The 14,846-nt window shown below is 68.5% G+C and carries 11 protein-coding genes; 10 read left to right on the forward strand and 1 reads right to left on the reverse strand.

Going from position 1 to position 14,846, the window contains the following annotated elements:
- Positions 1-52: 52 nt before the first annotated feature.
- From ACN9MS_RS06900 to ACN9MS_RS06940, 9 genes are all read left to right on the forward strand, one after another.
- A complete protein-coding gene (locus tag ACN9MS_RS06900) occupies positions 53-937 on the forward strand; it encodes an ABC transporter ATP-binding protein (RefSeq protein ID WP_426311274.1) in 885 nt (294 codons plus the stop codon).
- A complete protein-coding gene (locus ACN9MS_RS06905; protein WP_426311275.1) occupies positions 919-2,505 on the forward strand; it encodes a hypothetical protein in 1,587 nt (528 codons plus the stop codon). The genes ACN9MS_RS06900 and ACN9MS_RS06905 overlap by 19 nt, the downstream gene beginning before the upstream one ends.
- Before the next feature lie 52 nt (positions 2,506-2,557).
- Positions 2,558-3,667: a redox-regulated ATPase YchF gene (gene ychF, locus ACN9MS_RS06910; RefSeq protein WP_426311276.1), complete on the forward strand. Its 1,110-nt coding sequence runs from the start codon at positions 2,558-2,560 to the stop codon at positions 3,665-3,667.
- A 41-nt stretch (positions 3,668-3,708) separates the two neighbouring features.
- Positions 3,709-5,763 carry a DNA methyltransferase gene (locus ACN9MS_RS06915; RefSeq protein WP_426311277.1) on the forward strand — a complete coding sequence of 685 codons (2,055 nt, stop codon included), beginning with the start codon at positions 3,709-3,711 and terminating at the stop codon, positions 5,761-5,763.
- Positions 5,763-8,378: a DEAD/DEAH box helicase gene (locus tag ACN9MS_RS06920; protein WP_426311278.1), complete on the forward strand. Its 2,616-nt coding sequence runs from the start codon at positions 5,763-5,765 to the stop codon at positions 8,376-8,378. Before ACN9MS_RS06915 ends, ACN9MS_RS06920 begins: the two co-directional genes overlap by 1 nt.
- Positions 8,368-8,886: an SLATT domain-containing protein gene (locus tag ACN9MS_RS06925; RefSeq protein ID WP_426311279.1), complete on the forward strand. Its 519-nt coding sequence runs from the start codon at positions 8,368-8,370 to the stop codon at positions 8,884-8,886. The genes ACN9MS_RS06920 and ACN9MS_RS06925 overlap by 11 nt, the downstream gene beginning before the upstream one ends.
- On the forward strand, positions 8,883-9,731 hold the full coding sequence (locus ACN9MS_RS06930; RefSeq protein ID WP_426311280.1) for an SMODS domain-containing nucleotidyltransferase: 849 nt from the start codon (positions 8,883-8,885) through the stop codon (positions 9,729-9,731). The genes ACN9MS_RS06925 and ACN9MS_RS06930 overlap by 4 nt, the downstream gene beginning before the upstream one ends.
- A gap of 214 nt (positions 9,732-9,945) precedes the next feature.
- Positions 9,946-11,478 carry a recombinase family protein gene (locus ACN9MS_RS06935; RefSeq protein WP_426311281.1) on the forward strand — a complete coding sequence of 511 codons (1,533 nt, stop codon included), beginning with the start codon at positions 9,946-9,948 and terminating at the stop codon, positions 11,476-11,478.
- A gap of 51 nt (positions 11,479-11,529) precedes the next feature.
- Positions 11,530-12,252: a hypothetical protein gene (locus ACN9MS_RS06940; protein ID WP_426311282.1), complete on the forward strand. Its 723-nt coding sequence runs from the start codon at positions 11,530-11,532 to the stop codon at positions 12,250-12,252.
- A gap of 7 nt (positions 12,253-12,259) precedes the next feature.
- Here ACN9MS_RS06940 and ACN9MS_RS06945 read toward each other — a convergent pair whose 3' ends face one another.
- Positions 12,260-12,463 carry a hypothetical protein gene (locus ACN9MS_RS06945; RefSeq protein ID WP_426311283.1) on the reverse strand — a complete coding sequence of 68 codons (204 nt, stop codon included), beginning with the start codon at positions 12,461-12,463 and terminating at the stop codon, positions 12,260-12,262.
- 400 nt (positions 12,464-12,863) lie between these two features.
- On the opposite strand from ACN9MS_RS06945, the gene ACN9MS_RS06950 reads away from it, so the two are divergent.
- A complete protein-coding gene (locus ACN9MS_RS06950; protein WP_426311284.1) occupies positions 12,864-14,801 on the forward strand; it encodes an ATP-dependent nuclease in 1,938 nt (645 codons plus the stop codon).
- Positions 14,802-14,846: the final 45 nt, after the last annotated feature.

The following is a 14,846-nucleotide window of genomic DNA, read 5'->3' on the forward strand; positions in this document are numbered from 1 at the left end:
GTCGTGACAAAAGGCACCGCACGAGGTCGGAGGGCTCCGCTACGTTGGCCGCATGGTCGATCCCCACCCCGTCCCACCTGTCGCGCCGGCCGGCGCGCCCGCCCCCGCGCCGGGCCTGCCGCACGGTGCCGCGCCCGGGCCCCTCACCGGCACGCAGCCCGGCCTCCCGACGCCGCCCGACCCCGCCGCCGCGCTCTCGCTGCGCGGCCTGTGGAAGCGGTTCGGCGAGAAGATCGCGGTCGCCGGCATCGACCTGGACGTCCCGGCAGGCTCTTTCTACGGGCTCGTCGGGCCCAACGGCGCGGGCAAGACGACGACGTTGTCCATGGCGACCGGGCTGCTGCGCCCCGACGCGGGCTCCGCGCACGTGCACGGCACCGACCTCTGGGCCGATCCCGTCGCGGGGAAGCGGCAGCTCGGCGTCCTGCCCGACGGCGTCCGGCTGTTCGACCGGCTCACCGGGGCGCAGCTCGTCACGTACGCGGGCCTGCTGCGCGGCATGGACCGGGACACCGTGGCCGAGCGCACGGCCGAGCTGCTCGCGGCGCTCGACCTCGCGAAGGACGCCACGACGTTCGTCGTGGACTACTCGGCGGGCATGACCAAGAAGATCGCGCTCGCGACCGCGCTCATCCACGCCCCGCGCACGCTCGTCCTCGACGAGCCGTTCGAGGCCGTCGACCCGGTCTCGGCCGCCAACATCCGCGACATCCTCGCGGGCTACGTGGCGAGCGGCGGGACGGTCGTCGTGTCCTCCCACGTCATGGACCTGGTGCAGCGCATGTGCGACCACGTCGCCGTCGTCGCGGGCGGGCACGTCCTCGCGGCGGGCACGGTCGACGCGGTGCGCGGCGACCAGAGCCTGGAGGACCGGTTCGTCGACCTCGTCGGTGGCCGGCAGAGTACGGAGGGCCTGGCGTGGTTGCGCAGTTCGTAAGGCTCAAGCTCACCCTGATGGGCAACACGTTCCGGCGGAGCGTGTGGCAGACCATCGGGTTCCTCGTCGGGGCGCTCTACGGGCTCTTCGTCGTCGGGATGCTCGTCGTCGGGATGGTCGTCCTCGGTACGGACGACCCCGCGCTCGCGGGGTCGATCATGATCCTCGTCGGTGCGCTCGCCGTCCTCGGGTGGTGGGTGATCCCGCTCTTCGCGTTGGGCGTCGACGCCACCCTGGACCCGCAGCGCTTCGTCCTGTTCGGTATCCCGCAGCGCCGGCTCCTCGCCGGGCTCGCCGTCGCGGGCGTCGTGTCGATCCCCGGGATCGTCACGGCGCTGGCCGCGCTCGGCGTCTCCTTCGCGTGGTGGCGCACGCCCCTCGCGGTGCTCGCCGCCCTCGTCGGCGCGGTGCTCGCGGTGGCGTTGTGCGTCGTCGGCTCGCGAGCCACGACGACGGCACTCGCCCCGCTGCTCGAGTCGCGCCGCTACCGCGAGGTCGTGACCATCGCCGCCTTCGTGCCGCTCGTCCTCGTCGGCCCGGCCTTCGCCTGGGTCGGCTCGCAGCTCGGTGAAGGCCCGGTCGACGGCGACGCGGTGCAGGGCATGGTGTCGCGACTCGCCGAGATCGCGGCCTGGACCCCGTTCGGCGCCCCTTGGGGCCTGGGCGCCGCGGTGCACGACGGCGCGTGGGGCCTCGCGCTCGCGCGGCTCGTCGTCGCGCTGGCCACCCTCGCGCTGGCGTGGGTCGTGTGGGACAAGGCGCTCGCCCGCGCGCTCGTGACACCGCCCGCGGCCGGCTCCGGGGGCCGGGCCAAGGGGCTGGGCTTCTTCTCGCGGTTCCCCGCGACGCCGACCGGGGCGGTCGCGGCACGCACCGCGACGTACTGGCTCCGCGACCCGCGCTACTCGGGGTCGATCGCCGTCGTCCCGCTCATCCCGGTCGTGCTGCTCGTGGTGGGCGGAGGGGCAGGGTCCGAGATCTTCCTCGCCCTCGCGCCGTTCACCGCGTGGATCCTCGGCTTCTCGATCTCGGCCGACATCGCGTACGACCACACGGCGTTCGCGCTGCACGTGTCGACCGGAGTCTCCGGGCGCGCGGACCGGTGGGGTCGCGCCCTGCCGGTGCTGGTCGCCGGGGGCGTCGTGTCGCTCGTCTTCGCGGTGGTCTCGGTCGCCGTGGCGGGACGCTGGGACGCGCTGCCGGCGCTGCTCGGCCTGACGGTCGGCACCCTCCTGGTCGCGACCGGCGTCTCGAGCGCGACCTCGGCGCGGCTGCTGTACCCGGTGCCCAAGCCCGGCGACAGCCCGTTCAAGCAGCCGCAGGGCGCCGCGATGGCGACGCTCGTCGCGCAGTCGGTCGCGATGCTGCTCGTCCTCGCGCTGTCGCTCCCGTTCCTCGTGCCCGGGCTCGTCGCGATCCTGGCCGACCTGCCCGCCGTGGGCTGGGTGACGCTCGCCGTCGGTGTCGCCGTCGGGGTCGTCGTCCTGCTCCTCGGCGTCCGCTGGGGCGCCCGCGCGTACGACCGGCGTGCGCCCGAGCTGCTCCAGAAGGTGATGTCCGCGGCCTGACCTCCGGGCCGGGGTCCGCGCACCGCGGCCCCGGCCCGTAGACTCGGGCGACGTGGCACTCACTATCGGCATCGTCGGCCTGCCCAACGTCGGCAAGTCCACCCTGTTCAACGCCCTGACGCGCAACCAGGTCCTCGCGGCGAACTACCCGTTCGCGACGATCGACCCGAACGTCGGCGTCGTCTCGCTCCCCGACCCGCGGCTGGACAAGCTCGCCGAGATCTTCGGCAGCCAGCGCATCCTGCCCGCGACCGTGTCGTTCGTCGACATCGCCGGGATCGTCAAGGGCGCGAGCGAGGGGGAGGGGCTCGGCAACAAGTTCCTCGCGAACATCCGCGAGGCCGACGCGATCTGCCAGGTGACCCGCGCGTTCGCCGACCCGGACGTCGTCCGCGTCGAGGGCTCGACGGACGCCGAGGGCGACATCGAGACCATCAGCACCGAGCTGATCCTCGCCGACCTCCAGACGCTCGAGAAGACGGTTCCCCGCCTCGAGAAGGAGGTGAAGATCAAGAAGGGCGACGCCGCCCTCCTCGACGCCGCCCAGAAGGCGCAGGCGATCCTCGAGGCCGGCACGACCCTCTTCCAGGGCGCGGCCGCCGCCGGGCTCGACCTCGCCGACGTCGCGAGCCTCCAGCTCCTCACGGCCAAGCCCTTCATCTACGTCTTCAACACCGACGACGCCGGCCTCGTGGACGACGACCTGCAGGACCGCCTGCGCGCGCTCGTCGCGCCGGCCCAGGCGATCTTCCTCGACGCGAAGTTCGAGTCCGAGCTCGTCGAGCTCGAGCCGGACGAGGCGAAGGAGATGCTCGCCGAGTCGGGGCAGGACGAGGCCGGGCTGGACCAGCTCGCGCGCGTCGGGTTCGACACCCTCGGGCTCCAGACCTACCTCACCGCGGGTCCCAAGGAGGCGCGCGCCTGGACCATCCGCAAGGGCTGGACCGCGCCGCAGGCCGCGGGGGTCATCCACACCGACTTCGAGCGCGGCTTCATCAAGGCCGAGGTCGTCTCCTTCGAGGACCTCGTCGCGACGGGGTCCGTCGCCGCAGCCCGGGCGGCGGGCAAGGCGCGCGTCGAGGGCAAGGACTACGTCATGGCCGACGGCGACGTCGTGGAGTTCCGGCACGGAATAACCTCTGCGTCGCAGGGTAAGAAGTAGGACACACGATCCCTCTTGAGGGCAACGGAGGAGAGTGAGTCGTGTCAAGGCTGACCGAGCTGCTCAAGCAGGCGCAGAAGGTGGACCCGCAGCTCAGTGCGGACCTCGAGGCAGAGATCGTCGCTCTTACGAAACGGCGTTCGTTCGGCCTCGTCTTCGAGCAGCACCAGCCTGAGGCCATCGAGCTCCCCGGTCGACCTGTCCGCCGAGGCGACAAGGTGCGGGTGCTGCCGCCTCGGGGGACTGCTGGGCAGGGCGATCATCGGCTCTGGCGCGCCGTGCGGGTCGAGAGGGTGGACGGGCAGCGTGTGGTCCATCTGGTCGAGCTCGACGCCGATGAGCCCGAGACCCGTGCTGAGACCGACGACGCGCTTGTGGTCGTCGCAGAGTTCCGCGACCGCATCTACCCGGGCCTCGTCGAGACAGGTCGCGTCGAGCACGCGCCGGGCAAGCCGTTCCACACGGTGGTTAACGCAGAAAACTTCCATGCGCTCGAGATGCTCACCTACACCCATCAGGAGTCGGTCGACCTCGTCTACATCGACCCGCCCTACAACACCGGCGGGAAGTTCGCGTGGCTGTACAACGACGACTACGTGGACGCAGACGACGACTACCAGCACTCGAAGTGGCTGGCGTTCATGGATCGCCGACTACGGATCGCGCGCGAGCTGCTCAAGCCCAGCGGGGCGATCATGGTGTCGATCGGTGACGACGAGCAGCACCGGTTGCGGATGCTGATGGAGCAGATCTTCGGCGTCGAGAACCATGTAGCCCAACTGGCGGTCGAGATGTCCACGACATCCGGGCCGAAGACGACGAACGCGCAGCAGGGCACGATCGTCAAGAACGTCGAGTACGTCCTGATCTACCGGAAGTCTCCGACGTTCGACACCGAGGTCAGGCATACCCCCCTCTACGACGGCATCGAGAAGTGGGATGCCAACTACCCGCTGTGGCTGAACGATGACGGCACCACCGAATCGCTTTACCAGAGGCTCGATGAGGAACCGGCTGTGCGCGCAGACATCGAGCGGTTCGAACTCGTTCGCGAGACCGGCAAGCTCAAGGGGACCTTCATCGGAGCTCCGGGGATGGATCTGCTCCTCTCAGCGTCGGCGGCTGCGCGAGAGTTCATCCTCAACAACCTGACTCGCATCGGGCGCACTGACACGCCGCCGGTCTCTGGGAGGAGCGTTGAAGTCCCGACTGGACGATGGGTCGAGCACCGGACTGATGGGCGCACATATCGGCTCACGCGCTCCGGCAAAGGCAAGGTCTGGCAGATCTACACGCTGGACCGGAACTACCGGTTGTCCGATGACTACTTGCCGCGCTTCGGCCGGACGGTGATCCGTGGCGATCTCTGGCGAGGCTTCCACTCCGACATGGGGCACGTCTCGAACGAGGGAGGCGTCGGGTTCGCAAACGGCAAGAAGCCGGTTCGCCTCATCAAGCAGCTCGTGAAGTGGGCGAACAACTCGCCCGATGCAGTCATCCTCGACTTCTTTGCGGGCTCTGGCACCACGGCGCACGCGGTCGCGGCGATGAATGCAGAGGACGGCGGAAGCCGCCGCTCGATCATCGTCACGAACAATGAATTGAGCAAGGCCGATCGAAAGGTAGTTTCTGCTGCCGGGCACCGTGCAGGCGACCCGGAGTGGGAAGCTCTGGGCGTGTTCGAGTCGAAGACGAAGCCCAGGCTTCTGAACGCGTTCAGCGAGACCGCCGCCAACGCTGAGTTCTTCAACCTCACATACGAGGCACCGCTGTCCGTGCGCCACAACCGCGCGTTCGAACGCATCGCGCCGATGCTGTGGCTGCGTGCCGGCTCGCGCGGCCGGATCATCACCGAGTTGGGGGACGCGGGCTGGGACGTGGCAGAGGCGTACGGAGTCCTGGCCGACCTCGACCGCTCGAGCCAGTTCACGGCTGCGGTCGCAGCGACCGAGGGCGTCGTGAACGTGTTCATCGTCACCGACGACGACTCCGCTTTCCAGATGGTGTGCCGCGAGCTGCCCGATGGCGTCTCCCCAGTCCGCCTCTACGAGAGCTACCTGCAGAACTTCGAGATCAACACAGGAAGGACCCTGTAGTGGAGTACACGCTGAAGGACTACCAGGTCGGGGCCGTCCGCGACGTACTCAGGAACCTCGAGCGGGCGCGCGACTCCTACCGCCGCTATGACGCCAGGTCGCAGTTCTCCCTCGCGGCGACGACGGGTGCCGGCAAGACCGTGATGGCGGCCGCCGTGATCGAAGCGCTCTTCTTCGGCAATGACGAGTTCGACTTCGCCGCTGATCCAGGAGCCGTCGTCCTGTGGTTCTCCGACGATCCGTCGCTCAACGAGCAGAGCCGCGCACGGATCAAGGCGGCCGCCAGCGAGCTCGACTTCCGTCTTCAGGTCGTATCGAACACTTTCGCTGAGGAGTCCTTCAGGCCGGGCCTCGTGTACTTCCTCAACACCCAGAAACTCGCCAAGGGCTCGAAACTCGTCAAGGGAGTGTTCGAGGAGACGGAGCAGGAAGAGGAGGACCCCGCGCGGCTCCCCGGGATGGAGAACCGCCCGGACACAGCGCAGACGTCGATCTACGACACGATCACCAACACGATCGCCAACCCGGATCTCACGCTGTACTTCGTGCTCGACGAGGCGCACCGAGGCATGGGCACTCGGTCGTCGGATCGCTCCACTATCGTCCAGAGGCTCATCAACGGCCAAGGTCCGGTCCCGTCCATGCCGATCGTGTTCGGGATCTCGGCGACCGTGGAGCGCTTCGAGGCGGCGATGAAGGGCTCCAAGGACCGCGACGCTCTTCCATCGGTGCTGGTCGACTCCGCCCTCGTGCAAGCTTCCGGCCTGCTCAAGGACGACATAGCGCTGTCCATCCCGGCAGAGAAGGGATCCTTCGACACCGTTCTGCTCACCCGGGCAGTCGAGAAGATTCGCGCCTCGTCGGACGCGTGGGCCGACTACGCGGTCGCGCAGGGCGACCACGAGGCCGTCCAGCCGCTCCTCGTCGTGCAGCTCGACGACAAGCCGTCCCAGGAAGTGCTGGTCCGTGCTCTCGACACGATCTACGACGCCTGGCCGGATCTGCCGTTCGATGCCGTCGCCAACGTCTTCGGCGATCACGAGGGGAGAGCGCACCCCGACCTGAGCGTCGGTCGGCACCTCGTGCCGTACGTTGAGCCCCAGCGCGTCCAGGAGGACAAGCACATCAGGGTGCTGCTGGCGAAGAATGCGATCTCGACGGGCTGGGACTGCCCGCGCGCCGAGGTGCTCGTGTCCTTCAGGCCGGCGAAGAACCCGACCCACATAACCCAGTTGCTGGGGCGGATGATGCGCACTCCGCTGGCTCGCCGAATCTCGGGCAACGAGCTGTTGAACTCGGTCGACTGCCTATTGCCGAGATTCGATCGCAAGACCGCGACCGACGTGGCCCAACTGCTGATGCGTGGCGCGACGAGCAAGGACGGTGAGGACGGAGATGATGCCGGCGGCGGCCAGGGCCGTCGCGTGCTCTTCGACCCGATCGCGCTCCATCCGAACAACGCCATCGATCAGGGCGTCTGGGACTGCTTCGCTGCGCTCCCGTCCGTGACCATCCCGAAGAAGAACGTCAAGCCGATCCGCCGCCTCACCGCTCTGGCGACGGCTCTGTCCAAGGACCAGCTGGTTGACGAGGCTGTCAGCCAAGCCCACGCCCACCTGCACGCCGTGCTCGATGGGCGGGCCATCCAGTACAAGGAGAAGCTCGCAGCGGCGCGTGAGGATGTTCTGACGATGGAGGGCGAGGAGATCCGAGGCCGCGTCGGCGGCGGGCTCTCATACAAGGCCTTCGCGGTGAGCGCCGACCCCCGAGCGATCGAGGACTACTACAGGGCCTCGGCCCGGGTTCTGAGCCCGGCCCTCTGCTCGACCTACGTCGACCATCTCGTTGGCGACGACGGAGACGAGGACGACCTGCTCGAGGCGCACATCGTGGTGGCCTCGCTGGGGCGGGTTCCCGAGATCGCGCAGGCCGTGGAGGACGAGGCCGATGCGCTGGCGAAGACCTGGTTGACGCAATCCCGCGTTGCTCGGAAGGGCCTCTCCGACGAACGCCAGGCCGAGTATGACGTGCTCGAAGCGATGTCGACGACGCCAGACCCGGTCGCCCTCGTTGTCCCGACCGTCACGCAGACCGACACCAAGGTCCGCCATGCCGACGGGTCGGAAGAAGACCTCCCGGTGTTCGACATGCATCTGATGTCGATGGATGACGGCAAGGTGCCAATGCACTTCTCCAGCCGTTGGGAGGTCGAGGTGCTGCAAGCAGAATCCGCTCGAGCTGGGTTCCAAGGCTGGTACCGGAATCCCGACCGGGCGACCAAGGATTCACTGGCGATCGCGTACAAGGACGAACTGGGGGACTGGCGCGCCCTCAGACCCGACTTCCTCTTTTTCGGCACGTCGCACGACGGCCGTGTCGTTGCTGACCTCGTCGACCCGCATGGCCACCACCTGTCCGACGCCTTGCCGAAGCTGCGCGGGCTCGCGGACTTCGCTGAACGGTTTGCGGCAGACTTCCGGCGCATCGAGTCCGTCGCCGAGACTGGCGGAAAGCTTCGGGTGCTCGACATCACGAAGGCTTCGGTGCGGCAGGTCATTCGCGAGGCGCAGAGCGCCAAGGCACTGTATGAATCGGATCTCGCGAGTGACTACTGACCCTGTAGACGCCGAGCAGCGCGCCGCGATCCGCGATGAGGCGTCGCGGATCCATGAGAGCGCAGTCTTCTCCGCCCAGGGCCAGTTCGAGGCTGCGAAGGCATGGCGAGCCGTGCATTGGTCTCTCGGTGCGGTCACCGCGCTCGTCAGTGCGCTCTCGGCGGTCCTGACCTTCGCGAGCGAAGCTCAGATGCTCAGCGGTGCACTGGCGGTGCTGGCCGCGATCGCAGCAGCTGTGCTCACCACCAGCCGGCCGGACAAGCTCGCCGAACGCGCAGCCGGCTGCGGCAACGACTACACCGCGCTGCGGAACGATGCGCGGAGACTTCTCCACGTCCAGGTGCCCAACGACTCGCTCTCCACTCTCCGCAGGACCCTGGACGGCCTGGCGCGACGCGCCTCCGATCTCGACCACGCGGCAGATCCGATCCCTCGGTTCGCGTACAAGGCGGCCAAGCGCAACGTCGAGGGAGACGGCGGCCAGACCTTCAGGTCTGATACGCCATGAGCACGACCGCCAACGCCAACCTCGAGTCGCTGATCAAGGCGATGACGCCGGACGAGGCGAAGCGCACGGCCGCGGCGCAGCACCGCAGGGAGCTCGAGGACTGGCTCACCACGGATCAGGCGATCATCCGGATGCGGGAGACAGGCTCCTGGCATCACGGGACAGCGCTTGACGTGTTCAGCGACGTGGACTATTTCGTCACCATGCCGGGCTCGCGCCCGTCCTCCTCCTCGTCCGCACTCGAGACCCTCCGGGCGTCGCTCGCGCGAGGAATCAGCGGAGCGTACGTATCCGTGGACCGTCCAGCGGTGCGCCTCCGCTACTTCGGTGACGACGGTCCGGATGTGGAGATTACGCCGGCGTACTTCAAGGACACCGACGACTACGACATCCCGGACCCCGACGGCACCGGCTGGATCCGGAGCAACCCGGCCGTGCACCTGGCCTATGTGAACAAGGCGCAGCAAGACACCGACGGTCGCGCAAAGAGCCTGATCCGCCTGGTCAAGACGTGGAGGGCGTTCAATCACGTCCCGCTGTCCTGCTTCTACCTGGAGATGCGCACCGCCCAGTACGCGATGGCGCATACGCCGATCATCTATGACTGGGACCTCCGCGACTTCTTCAAGTCGCTCGCCGCGAACGGACTTCGTGAGATGAACGACCCGACCAACTATGGTCGTCGCATCAGCACCGGCGCGACCTCGCTGTCCGACTCGATCACGGCGAAGTACGCAGTGGAAGAGGCTGCGAGGCTCGCCGGCCTCGCTCGTGAAGCGACCGAGGCTGAGGACCACTCCGCCGCGATCCGCTACCACCTCCAGCTATTCAACGTCCAGCCGTAGCGAGCGTCTCGCGAGAACTCTTCAGTGCTCCATCTCGGCACTCGACTCCGCCCCTTCGCGTCTCGCGCGAAGCTCCGCACTGGCGCTTGGGCGATCAGTGCTGTGCTCGGGGAGCCTGAAGGGGTCGGTCGTGGTGAGCGTCCGGCTACCAAAGAAAGAGCGAGAGAATCGGAGTTCCGTATAGAAATAATCTCATGTCCGGTAGACTGGCTCCGTGAGCCAGAGCCCCCAGGCACCCGTCCGTGCGGTGGTCTACCTCCGCATCAGCCAGGACCGCGAGATGGACGGTCTCGCCATCGACCGTCAGCGCGCCGACTGCGAGCGGATCGCCAAGGACCGCGGCTGGGAGGTCGTGCGCGAGTACGTCGACCAGTCCAGGAGCGCGACCGACAAGACGAAGGTCCGCCCGGCCTACGACGAGATGGTGCGCGACTACGAGGCGGGCTCGTTCGAGGCCATCGTGTGCTACGACCTCGACAGGCTGACGCGGCAGCCCCGCCAGCTCGAGGACTGGATCGACGCCGCCGAGGACCGAGGGCTCAAGCTGGTCACCGCGAACGGCGAGGCCGACCTCAACACCGACGGGGGCCGCCTCTACGCGCGTGTCAAGGCCGCGGTGGCCCGCGGCGAGGTCGAGCGGAAGTCGGCCCGCCAGAGCGCCGCCCACGTCCAGCGAGCGGCTCAGGGGCGGCCTCCGAAGGGCGTGAGGCCGTTCGGCTACGACATCGACGGGACGGTCGTCCCTCACGAGGCCGAGGTGGTAGCCGAGCTCTTCAGGCTGTTCGCGGTGAAGGACGGCCCCTCGCTCGCCGCTCTCGCAGCTGGGCTCTCGGGCAAGGAGGCGAAGCACATCCCGCAGTCCCTGCATCACGTCCAGCGGTTCACGCGGACCCTCGCGATGGAGCGGAACGAGCGCCGAGCCGTCGAGGGCCTCGAGCCTCGGCCGGTGCCCGAGGACGGCCCCTGGAGCAGCTCGACCGTCCTGGGGATCCTCCGCAACCCGCGGTACGCCGGCTGGTCCGTCTACACCGACCGTCGCGACCGGACGAAGAACAAGCGCCGGTCCTGGTACGCGCAGGTGATGCGGGACGAGAACGGCGACCGGGTCAAGGGCCAGTGGGACCCGATCGTCGAGGAGGCGACCTGGCTCTCCGTCCAGGAGCGCCTGGACATGCCGGCGCGCGTCACCAACAAGACCGGTTCGACGTCGCGCAAGCACCTGGGCTCGGGCCTCTACCTCTGCGGCATCTGCGAGAAGCCCGTCAAGGCCCACGGGGTCCGCTACCGCTGCGCCGGCCACGTCATGCGCGTGCGGTCCCACGTCGACGACTGGGTGCTCCAGCTCGTGCGCGCCAGGCTCGCGCGGCCCGACCTGCAGGACGCGCTGCCGAGCCGGGACGAGCCGCGGCTGCGCGCCGTCCAGGCGCAGATCGCCGTGCACGAGGGGAAGATCAAGCGGGCCCAGCACGACTACGACGAGGAGGTCATCGAGAGCTACGACCTGAAGCGCGTCCGCGAGCGCGAGAACGCGAAGATCGTCGTGCTCGAGGCGGAGCGCACGGCGCTCACGGCGACGACGGACCTCGGGGGAGTGCTGAACGCCGAGGACCCCGTGTCCGCGTTCGACGGCGCTGACCTGGCGATCCAGCAGCGCATCGTGGACTTCTTCTGCACCGTCAAGCTCCTGCCAGCTCCGCGCGGACGCAAGGCGTTCGACCCCGACACCGTCGAGGTCACTCCGAAGTAGATGGCCCCGTTCTGCTCGCCCGGTGTCCCACGCGTCGTCTAGCGTCGTTACATGGTGCAGATCACGGACTACGAGCGGCGCGGGGATCTGAACGCCCCCTTCGAGCTGACGAAGAAGGACGATAGGGCGCAGAAGGAGCGCGAGCGCATCCGCGCCGCGGTCAGGAGCGACGTCCCGCCTCTGGCATGGGAGCAGTACACGGCCGGCGAGCCGTGCCCCGGCTGCGGGCTGCCCTACCGCGACGAGGAGCCCTGGGACTTCCGGGGAACCATGCACCTCAACGTCGAGGAGCGCGCCCGGTACGACGCCGAGGAAGCGCGGTTCGCGCGGGACCATGGCGAGTGCCATGGAGTGCGCCACTCGGTCTCCGGATCGCTGACCATGCACTGCGACGCGTGCTGCCCGCCTCCGCCGCTGTCGCCGTCGCAGAGGGAGGCGATCGCGAAGGTCTTCGCCTCCCCGACGCCGCCTCATGACCTCATGAGATGGCGGCTGCGGCTGTACTGCGGGCACGTCGTCGAACAGGCCGCCCACCGCACCCACATGACCATCCACGCCGCGTTCACCGGCTCCACTCGCTGCGCGGAGTGCGGGCTGGACCCGGCGACCATCGTCGACGGGGAGGCCATCGGGCTCAAGGAGGAACGGCCTCGCCCGAAGCGGGCAGCGGTTCCGGCCGAGGCGGGCACCCGATCGGGCAGGCCGACGAAGGCGGACCTGGAGGCCAGGGTCCACGAGCTGGAAGCAGAGGTGGAGCGGCTGCGAGGAAACTGACCGGCCGTTACGGTCGCTCCACGGCTGCGGGCTCGTCGAGCCACTCCGGCTCGTCGCGGCCCAGCCCCTCGGCGACAGCGGTCGCTGTCTCATGCCAGGCCCTCAACACTGCGTCCAGACGCTCGGTGTCGGCCGCGTCCGCGAGGTCCCGCGCGCACGCCTCCTGGTCGGCGGGCGACAGCGCGCGCATCCAAGCGAGGTCCTCGGTCATGCCCTCGATCCTAGGTCGCCCGACGGTCGGGCGCTCCAGCGCTAGATGATGGGCGTGGGCGTCCCCGCGGACCTCGGGTGCCGGGCGCACACCGGCGCGACGAGCTCCGGCAGCGGGACGCCGAGGGCATGCGCGATGCCGTGGAGTGTCGAGATCTTCGCGGCCACCCGGCCTGCCTCAATCTGGATGATCGACTTCCGAGCACCGCCTCGAGGGCCTCCAGGGCGTCGAGCGCTGAGCTGAGTCGCGCCGGCACGGCGCGCCTGGCGTGCTGCGGCCGAGCCTTCCTGCTTCCGACCGAATGTCGGTGCCCCACCTACTCTTGCGCTACAGATGCTTGAAGCGCGAGAGAGGCCATGAATTGAAGCTGACGTCATTCCGGGTTCACCGGTACAAGAACGTGCTGGACTCGACGGAGGTGGCGGTCGAGGGCGACGTCACGACGCTCGTCGGGATGAACGAGTCCGGGAAGTCGACGATGCTGGACGCGCTCTACCGGCTGAACCCTGTGTACGGCGACAGGTTCGTCGAGCTCGACGACTATCCGCGGTGGCGACGCAGCCGCGACAGCCGGAGCGGAGACCTTCAGGAGATCACGCCGATCGAGGCGACGTTCAAGCTCGACGACGATGACCTCAGTGCCCTCGGCGGGAAGCTCGGCGAGGACGTCGTCGGCTCGGACATGGTGAAGGTCGGCCGCCGCTACGACGGCGAGGCATGGGTCGAGATCGCCATCGATGAGAAGCGATTCCTCCGCGACGTGCTCGACGGCCACCGTGACGCGGACGAGCTGCTCGGAGCGCACGACACCGTAGCTGGGCTCAAGGGCGCGCTCGAGGCAATGGCCAAGGAGGAAGCCGCGACTGCAGCCGCTGCTGCCGCCGCGGCGGCAGCAGTGACCGACGACCCGGACGGCACGGACGACGATCCGGCCGCGGCGGCCGATGAGGCGGTGAGCACGACCACGGCGGACGTCCTGTCGCGCATCACCAGCAGGCTCGGCACTGCCAGTGACCTTGCCGCCGTCGCGGAGGCGACCGTGCTCGCGCGCATGCCGAAGTTCTTCCTGTTCAGCGACTACCAGCGCCTCGATGGACGGGTGGACGTCGCTGAGCTCAAGACCCAGGCGGACGAAGAGCCGGGGGCGTCGCCGAAGCAGACGGCTCGTGCACTGCTGAAGCTCGCCAACACGGACGTGAACGCGATGACGAACTCGAACTTCGAGGCCAGCACCGCCGAGCTCGAGTCGGTCTCGAACGACCTGTCCCGCGAGATGAAGGAGTACTGGAGCACGAACCCCGAGCTGCGGATCAAGATCGTGACCGAGCCGGAGACCATCTCGGACGCCCGCGGGCAGTACAGCGTCGTGCGCTACCTGAACTTCCGCGTCGAGGACCGCAAGCACGAGTTCACCAACAACTTCTCGCGCCGGTCCTCCGGCTACCGATGGTTCTTCTCCTTCCTCGCGGCCTTCAGCGAGTTCGAGAGCCGCGGCGGCGACGTCGTGATCCTCCTCGACGAGCCTGGCCTCACCCTGCACGCCAAGGCCCAGCGCGACTTCCTCCGGTTCATCAACGAGCGGCTCGCTCCTGCGGGCCAGGTGATCTACACGACGCACTCGCCCTTCATGGTCGAGCAGATCGAGCGCGTGCGCGTGGTCGAGGACCGCGGCGACGACATCGGCTCGGTGACCTCGTCCGACGCCCTGGAGGTGGGGGAGGACAGCGCGTTCCCCCTGCAGGCCGCCCTGGGCTACGACCTCACGCAGAACCTGTTCATCGGCGAGCGGAACCTCCTCGTCGAGGGCCCTTCCGACCTCGTGTACCTGGATCTGGTCAGCCGGCGGCTGCGCGAGCTCGATCGCGAGGGCGTCGACGAGCGCTGGCGCGTCCTCCCTGCCGGCGGGTCGTCGAACGTGCCCGCGTTCGTGTCCCTGCTCGGGCGGAAGGTGTCCGTCACCGTCCTCCTCGACTCCGGGACCGAGGGCGGCGGGAAGGTCGAGGCCGCGATGAACGCGAACAAGATCGACGGCGGGCGGATCGTGCTCGTCAGCGCCGTACTGGAGCAGAAGCACGCGGACATCGAGGACCTCTTCAGCGAAGAGGACTACGTCGAGCTCTACAACGCCGCGTTCGGCAAGTCCATCCGTCTCGAGGACCTGCCCAACCACCACCAGCGCATCCTGAAGCGCCTGGAGGCATCGGGGGAGCCCAAGTTCGACCACTGGCGTCCCGCTGCCGTCCTGCTGCGCGATCCTTCAAGGGTCGAGCGGCTCTCGGAGGCCACGCTGACGAACTTCGAGGCGCTCGCGAAGAGGATCAACGCCACTCACGTGTGACAGCCTGTAGGGAGCGACGTTGCACGCGAGACATTCGCTAACCGC

It is taken from the genome of Cellulosimicrobium sp. E-16, assembly GCF_049913115.1.
Taxonomy (GTDB): Bacteria; Actinomycetota; Actinomycetes; order Actinomycetales; family Cellulomonadaceae; genus Cellulosimicrobium.

What these genes read in the sequence shown, in the direction of transcription:
- ACN9MS_RS06940 (WP_426311282.1), top strand. Translation starts at nt 11,530, where the DNA reads ATGGTGCAGATCACGGACTACGAGCGGCGCGGGGATCTGAACGCCCCC.
- ACN9MS_RS06900 (WP_426311274.1), top strand. Translation starts at nt 53, where the DNA reads ATGGTCGATCCCCACCCCGTCCCACCTGTCGCGCCGGCCGGCGCGCCC.
- ACN9MS_RS06945 (WP_426311283.1), bottom strand. Translation starts at nt 12,463, where the DNA reads ATGACCGAGGACCTCGCTTGGATGCGCGCGCTGTCGCCCGCCGACCAG.
- ACN9MS_RS06930 (WP_426311280.1), top strand. Translation starts at nt 8,883, where the DNA reads ATGAGCACGACCGCCAACGCCAACCTCGAGTCGCTGATCAAGGCGATG.